Raw genomic sequence first — 6502 nt, 5'->3', positions numbered from 1 at the left:
CCGGAGCCTGGGCTCATCCACGCGGGCTATTCGCTCTACGACTCGGCCTTCCGCCCGAGCTGGTGGGGCGGCTACGAGGCGAACCTGCTGGACGCGGTGAACTTCTGCTACGTGAACTTCATGCGCGGAGTCTCGCCGCTGGCTCCGGAGGACCCGAAGTCCCGCGCCTTGTACGAGTACCTCGTGCAGATCAGCCCGAACCGTCAGGCCCCGGCGCTGCCCCTTACCGTGGTGAAGGACATCAACGACGTGCCGCGAGGCGACACCGGCCGCGGCGCCGAGGTGTACCGCGCGGCCTGCCAGACGTGCCATGGCGAGACGCACACAGGAAAGGGGCGCCTCACGCAGCTCGCCTCCATCCTCCCCGAGGTGGTGGAGGAGTACGGCGAGATCTTCCCAGGCGTGCCCAAGCAGCTCGTGGTCATCGAGAAGGTGCGGCACGGCCAGTTCTTCGGCGTCGGCGGCGCCATGCCGCTCTACAGCCTCGAGGCCCTGTCGGACGAAGACCTGGGCGCGCTGCTCGCATTCCTGGGGCTCTGAGCGTCGGGCCGTGGACTCCCGGCCCCCATAGGGCTGGGAACTGGCCGGGACTGGACCTAACTTCCAGGCCATGAGCCTGCGCTCGCCCATGCAGCTCACGCTGTTCGACGTGCCGGCGGCTTCGAGCCCCGCGCCGGAGCGCCGTCGGCTGCCCGAGACTCCCGAGCCCGCTCCCTCTCCAGGCGAGCAGCGCCCGCTGCCCGCCCGTACCGAGGCCCTGCCTCACGCTGCTGAGCTGGCGCACCAGCTGTCCACCCTGCTGAAGCTCCCGGTCCACCTCACCCTCACGGACAACCGCGCCACCCTGGTCAGCTTCCGCCGTCTCCCCGAGGAGCTGCGTCTGCGCGTCCACCACCTCTTCCTCGGCGCGCCCGAGCCCGTGGTGCGCGCCATCGCCGCCTTCGTGGGCCGCGGCGATGCACGCGCCCAGGCCCTGCTGGAGGAGTACACCCGAGGGAAACGAGACCGGGTACGCCACACCCGGCGGCCAGGCGCTCCCCTGAAGTCCCGCGGCCAGTGCTTCGACCTGCGCGCCATCTACGAGCGCCTCAACACCACCCACTTCCAAGGCCACATCGAGGTGGACATCGGCTGGGCGCGGCGCCCCGGGCGAAAGCAGCGAAAGACGATCCGCCTGGGCATCTACGACGATCGGCTGCGGGAGATCCGCCTCCACCCCGCGTTGGACCAGCCTCACGTCCCCGCCTTCGTCGTGGACGCCGTCGTCTTCCACGCGATGCTGCACCAGCTCTTCCCAGAGGAGCCTGGGAGCTGTCCCTCCTCGCACTCGCCGGAGTTCCTCGAGCGGGAGCGCGCCTTCCCGCTGCTCGAAGCGGCCCTGCGGTGGCAGCACGAGCACCTGCGCGCCCTCCTCCGAGGGTAGGGCTCGGACGCGGCGCAGCCCGGTCTTCCCTGTGGGCGAAGAAACCCCGGACAGGGGAGAACTCCGCGTCATATTTCCGCGCATCCTGTTGGCATCCCGGGACGACTTCCCGGCATGCTTTGGAGGCGATGCGTTACTTCGGAGTGGAAGAGGCAAACCGGCTCATCCCCCTGCTGACCCAGCTCTTCGAGCGGGTTCGCCCGTGGGTGGCAAAGGCGCAGAAGCTGTCCACCGAGCTGGAGTTGCTTCAGCTCCAGGGCACGCGTGACGCGCACAGCGAGCTGCTCCGCGAGGAGCACGAGGAGCTCCTCCAGCAGATCCGCACGGAGCTGGCTCAGCTCCAGGAGATGGGCATCGAGGTGAAGGCCGCTGACGGGCTGGTGGACTTCCGCGCCCAGCTCGAGGGGCGCACGGTGTACCTGTGCTGGCGCTTCGGCGAGCCCTCGGTGTCGCACTGGCACGAGCTGGAGACGGGCTTCACGGGCCGCCGGCCCATCGACAATCCGGGCGCGTTCACGACCACGTACCTCAGCTGACACCTGGCCTCCCCTCAGGACGAGGAGAGCCCCTTGCGCAGCAGCTGCAGCTTGTTGCGCGCGGAGAGCAGCTGCTGGCGCAGCGAGTCCGCCTGCCGTCCAATGTCCGTGAAGTCCTGCTCCTCGGAGAGCCGCGTCACGGCCTGGGCCTCATCGGCCACCTGCCCCATGCGCTCATTGAGGGCATCCAGCGTGGCCAGCACCTCCGTGCTCTGCTCGGCCGTCTGGGCCTGGGCGCGCTGCGCGGCGAACTCCTGCATCCGCTGGTTGAGCTCCGCGGCGCTCTGCCCCAGGGCGCCATAGCGATCCAGCAGACTCTTGAAGGTGTCCGCGCGCTGTTGCAGCTCCTGGGCGCGGGCGTTGACGGACTCGGCCTGCACCTGCTGCCTGTCCCTCGTCGCCGTCACGGCCGCCACGAGCGCGCTCACGCTCGCGTTGAGCTGCTGGTCCTGCTCGGCCACGTCCTGGAGCAGCTTCGAGGCACGCTCCAGGCTCTTCTCGGAGTTGAGCGGGGACTTGCGGAACTGGTCCGCCAGAGACTCGAAGCGGGTGAGCTGGGCATCCAGCGCTTCGGCGGCGGCAACCAGCTCGGAGGAGGGCGACTTGTCGCGCTTGCTCATAAGGGCAGCGACCATGTCACGCCTCGGGCGTGTTGCAACGCCGGAGAGAGGGACAGGCCCCTGAAGCGTTGCCCATCGACACCTGCCGTGAGGCTCAGGTGGACTGGGCTGGCGCGATGCGGAGCGTGCCCTCCAGCGGGGCCCCGAGATCGATCATGAGCCGGGCCAGCGCCTCGGCGGCGGACTCGGCGGTGTTGCCCAGGCGGACGAGCATGTCACCCACCTCGTCCGGAGTCCGCGCGAGCGCCAGCGTCTGCAGCCCCACCTCCCCCTCCCACAGCTCCATCGCCTCCGTCCGAGCCTCTCGCTCGAACCGGGCCCCTTCCATCCCGTTGCGCTCGCACACCCGCAGGCGCGCCAGGTCCCGCCACAGCATCACCTCCTGGTCAGCCAGCAGCAGCTCGGCGTGCCACCGTCCCTCCAGCCCCTCCGCCTCGCCGCGCAGGCCTCGCGCGAGCGCGGCAACCGTCTCCGGCGACAGGTGACTGAAGACGACGGAGAGATCTCCCCGCGTCTGCTGCCCGGCGGAGTCGATGTGGACATGCCAGAGCACCATGCGCCCGGTGAAGCGAGCCGAGGCGCGCACCTCCACGCTGCCATCGTCGTACTCGGCCGACCACTGCACGTTCAGCACGCTCTCCGTGTCCAGCCGGCGGAACTGGCGCAGAAAGCTCAGCTCCTGCCCGGGCGCGCGCTGCTGCGTGAAGACAGCCACGCGCCCCGAGCGCAGCACCCCGCCCTCCGGGTCCGCGAGCGGCACGGCGCCGGTGCTCACGAACTGCTGGTAGGCCGACAGCGTGCCCTCGCGCCCCAGATCCAGATCCGCCGTGCGCCCCAGCGAGCGCTCCAGCACGGGCAGCGTGCTGTCTTGGACTTTCTCTCCCTCTCCGAGCGGCTGCAGCCCCGCGAACGGATCCTCCACCTGTCCGCGCACGGAGGTGGTGGTGACGCGCATCAGCTGCACGTCGAGCCGGCTCACCTCGTGGAGCCGCCCCTGGGCGCCCTGCCCCTCGCCGAGCGTCTCCCAGCGCAGGGTGCTCCCCTCGGGGATCGTCATTGGCTCGGGGAGGCTCAGCGGCGGCAGCTCGGAGGATCGCAGCTGCGCCGCCACCGTGACGTTCGTCTCCAGGTAGCAGGACGGTGGCACGTCCTTCACCCACGGCACACCCTTGCCCGCGCCCGCATCCAGCAACAGAACGTAGGTGTCCTGCAGATCCTCGCTGACGAGCGTCTCCACAGAAGCGCCCGCGGGGCCCGTGCCCTCGGGGCCGAGCGAATCGCCCTCCTGCTCCTCGGCGCTCTCCCGGGAAGCGCCCTTGTGACGCTCATCCGCGCCGTCACCGTCAGGTGCAGCCCTCCAGGAGCTCACCTCGCCGGGAGTCGCCATGCTGGAACCCGCCCAGAATCTGTCCTTCGCCATGGCACTCCCAGAATTGGCTTGAAAGAGGTCGTGGCCGGAGACCCCCTACCATGCTTCCCTGGATGCTGTACGAACGTCCAAGCACAATCCAATTTCCCCCCAACACCCGACCGGGTCTCCAGCGACTCCACCCCGTGCCGCTCAGGCCTGCCTGGAGTCCATCCAGGCATCAGGTAGGTGCTCGCGGCCCTCGTGGAGCACACGCAGCTTACAGGGAACAGTTGTGCGGAGGTAACGCTCATGGACTTCCCTCGCTCCGTCCTGGTTACGGGAGCCACCGGCCAGCAAGGGGGTGCGCTGGCCCGCCACCTTCGTGACCGGGGCTATCGCGTCATCGCCTTCATTCGCCAGCCAGACTCTCCCGCGGCGCGGGCTCTGGAGGAATTGGGGATCGAGCTGGCCCTGGGGGACTTCGAGGATGTGTCCTCGCTCGAGGATGCCGCTCGCCGGGCGGACACCCTCTTCGCCATGGGCACGCCCTTTCAGGCGGGGCCCGACGCCGAGGTGCGCCAGGGCATGAACCTGGTGGACGCGGCGAGGCGGGCCGGCGTCCGGCACTTCATCTACTCCTCGGTGGCGGGCGCGGACCGGCTCACCGGCATCCCCCACTTCGACAGCAAGCACGAGGTGGAGCGCTACCTGCGCCGCTCCAACCTGCCCTACACCATCGTGGGCCCTACCTTCTTCATGGAGAACTTCACCGGCCCCACGTTCCGCGAGGGGCTCGAGCACGGGATGCTCGCGATGGGGCTTCCCCCCACCCGCGGCCTGCAGATGGTGGCCGTGGAGGATCTGGCCCGCTTCTTCGGCCGGGTGATCGCCACTCCCGAGGACTTCTTCGGTGAGCGCATCGACGTCGCCTCGGACGAGGTGACAGGACACCAGGCCTCGGATCTGCTCTCGTACGTGAGCGGACACCGCGTCCACTACCAGCAGGTCCCCCTCTCCATCCTGGGCGAGCAGAGCGACGATCTGGCGCAGATGTTCGAGTGGCTGGACCGTGTGGGCTACCATGCTGACGTCCTCACCCTGCGCCACGAGTACCCGGAGGTGGGCTGGCGCACTTTCGAGGAGTGGGCCCGCCTCCGCGACTGGAGCTTCGTCGGCAGCGCCACCCGCGTCGAGACTGAGCTGGGAGCGCACTGAGCCGCCGCCGCGCAAGCATGTTTAGGCCTTCCAGAGAGGGCTCTCTACAATGGGCGGCATCTCTCGGAGGTCTCCATGCGGACGCACTGGCTCGGGCTCGTCACATTGCTGCTCACGGTGGGCTGCACCCAGGAGGGGAAGCTTCGTCCCCAGGCAGGGGCAGTCCCCCTGTCGGAAGACGGGAACGCCGCTGTCACGGGTGAACACGGTGTCCGGCTGGTCGCTTACGGCTCCAGCTGGAAAGGCCAGCCGGGGGACCTCGAGCGCCACTTCACGCTGATGCAGATCCAGCTGGAGAACCACAGCGGCCGCCCGCTCAGCATCCAATACGCGGGCTTCGAGCTCGAGGCCAAGGAGCTCTACGTCGCGCGCAACCCGAAGGACCTGGGCAAGATCATGAGCGCGCGGGCCACCCGCTGGCGGCCTGCCCGGCCGGTGAACGTCGTTCCGCCCAAGCCCTCGCACCGGCCTCTGCCCGGCCCGAGCAATGATCGCGGCATCACGTACAGCGGTAGCGGCACGGAGGTTCCTCCGTACACTCCCCCCCCCTGCTACACCTGCCCCTCCGCCTTCGACGCCGCGGCCATCCCGTCTTCGGACATGCTGCGCCTGGCGCTCCAGGAGGGCCCGCTGGAGGCTGGCCAGACCCGTGAGGGGTTCCTCTTCTTCGAGGATCCGATCCTGGTCGCCGACCGCGCCACCCTGAAGGTGAAGCTGGTAGACGCGACCACCGGCGAGCAGTTCGGCATGCTGAGCATCCCCTTCGAGGTTCACTGAGAGGTACGCTGCGCCCCTCCCGCGATGTCTACCCCGCCAAGCACCCTGGCCCGAGTTCCCTTCCTCACCTCCTGTCCCGTCTGCGGCGCCACGGAGGCGCGTGAGGTCATCACCTACCCCGAGCTGCGCTTTGGCCGCTGCGCCGGGTGCGGCCTCATCTACAAGCAGGAGCAGGTCCCCGGGCTGGGGGAGGCGTACGAGGAGAACTACTTCCGCTTCAACCGCGCCGGCTACCTCCAGCGGTGGGATCACCGCGTGCGCAAGTGCCGGCGGCAGATCCTCGCGTGCCTGGAGTTCGCGCCTCACGCGCGCAGCCTGTTGGATGTGGGGGCCTCGGCGGGCTACGTGCTCGCGGCGGCGAAGTCCCTGGGGCTGGCGGAGATGGGGTTGGATCTCTCGGAGTTCGCCGTCCAGCTGTGCCGCGAGCGCGGCTTCCAGGCCGAGCGTGGCTCGCTGGCGAAGATGCCCTTCCCGGATGCCTCGTTCGACATCGTCACGGCCAAGCACACCCTCGAGCACATCGAGAGCCCCATGGACGGGCTTCGGGAGATCTACCGCGTGCTGCGGCCCGGCGGGGTGG

Annotated in this window: 8 protein-coding genes; 6 read left to right on the top strand and 2 right to left on the bottom strand. The window is 69.3% G+C overall.

Going from position 1 to position 6502, the window contains the following annotated elements; genetic code table 11:
- From VD972_RS10955 to VD972_RS10945, 3 genes are all read left to right on the top strand, one after another.
- A partial coding sequence (locus VD972_RS10955; RefSeq protein WP_324984976.1) for a c-type cytochrome occupies positions 1–540 on the top strand: 540 nt, incomplete at its 5' end.
- Positions 541–610: 70 nt separating this feature from the next.
- Entirely contained in the window at positions 611–1423 is an 813-nt protein-coding gene (locus tag VD972_RS10950; protein WP_324984974.1) for a hypothetical protein, read from the top strand.
- Between the two features lie 128 nt (positions 1424–1551).
- Positions 1552–1959, top strand: a complete 408-nt coding sequence (locus VD972_RS10945) for a DUF2203 domain-containing protein (protein WP_324984972.1) — start codon at positions 1552–1554, stop codon at positions 1957–1959.
- 14 nt (positions 1960–1973) lie between these two features.
- On the opposite strand, the gene VD972_RS10940 is transcribed toward VD972_RS10945, so the two are convergent.
- Together VD972_RS10940 and VD972_RS10935 are read right to left on the bottom strand one after the other, a co-directional pair.
- Positions 1974–2594 carry a hypothetical protein gene (locus VD972_RS10940; RefSeq protein ID WP_324984969.1) on the bottom strand — a complete coding sequence of 207 codons (621 nt, stop codon included), beginning with the start codon at positions 2592–2594 and terminating at the stop codon, positions 1974–1976.
- 79 nt (positions 2595–2673) lie between these two features.
- A complete protein-coding gene (locus VD972_RS10935; protein ID WP_324984966.1) occupies positions 2674–3999 on the bottom strand; it encodes a hypothetical protein in 1326 nt (441 codons plus the stop codon).
- A 240-nt stretch (positions 4000–4239) separates the two neighbouring features.
- Here VD972_RS10935 and VD972_RS10930 point away from each other — a divergent pair, with 240 nt between their 5' ends.
- From VD972_RS10930 to VD972_RS10920, 3 genes are all read left to right on the top strand, one after another.
- Positions 4240–5145 carry an NmrA/HSCARG family protein gene (locus tag VD972_RS10930; protein ID WP_324984964.1) on the top strand — a complete coding sequence of 302 codons (906 nt, stop codon included), beginning with the start codon at positions 4240–4242 and terminating at the stop codon, positions 5143–5145.
- A 75-nt stretch (positions 5146–5220) separates the two neighbouring features.
- Complete coding sequence (locus VD972_RS10925) at positions 5221–5922, top strand: hypothetical protein (RefSeq protein ID WP_324984962.1); 702 nt, start codon at positions 5221–5223, stop codon at positions 5920–5922.
- Between the two features lie 24 nt (positions 5923–5946).
- On the top strand, positions 5947–6502 hold a 556-nt coding region (locus tag VD972_RS10920; RefSeq protein WP_324984960.1), incomplete at its 3' end, for a class I SAM-dependent methyltransferase.

This window comes from Hyalangium sp., from assembly GCF_035629615.1.
In the GTDB taxonomy this organism is placed as follows: Bacteria; Myxococcota; Myxococcia; order Myxococcales; family Myxococcaceae; genus Hyalangium.
Note: the sequence above shows the minus strand (reverse complement) of the source record. Positions and strands in the feature narration are given on the sequence as shown.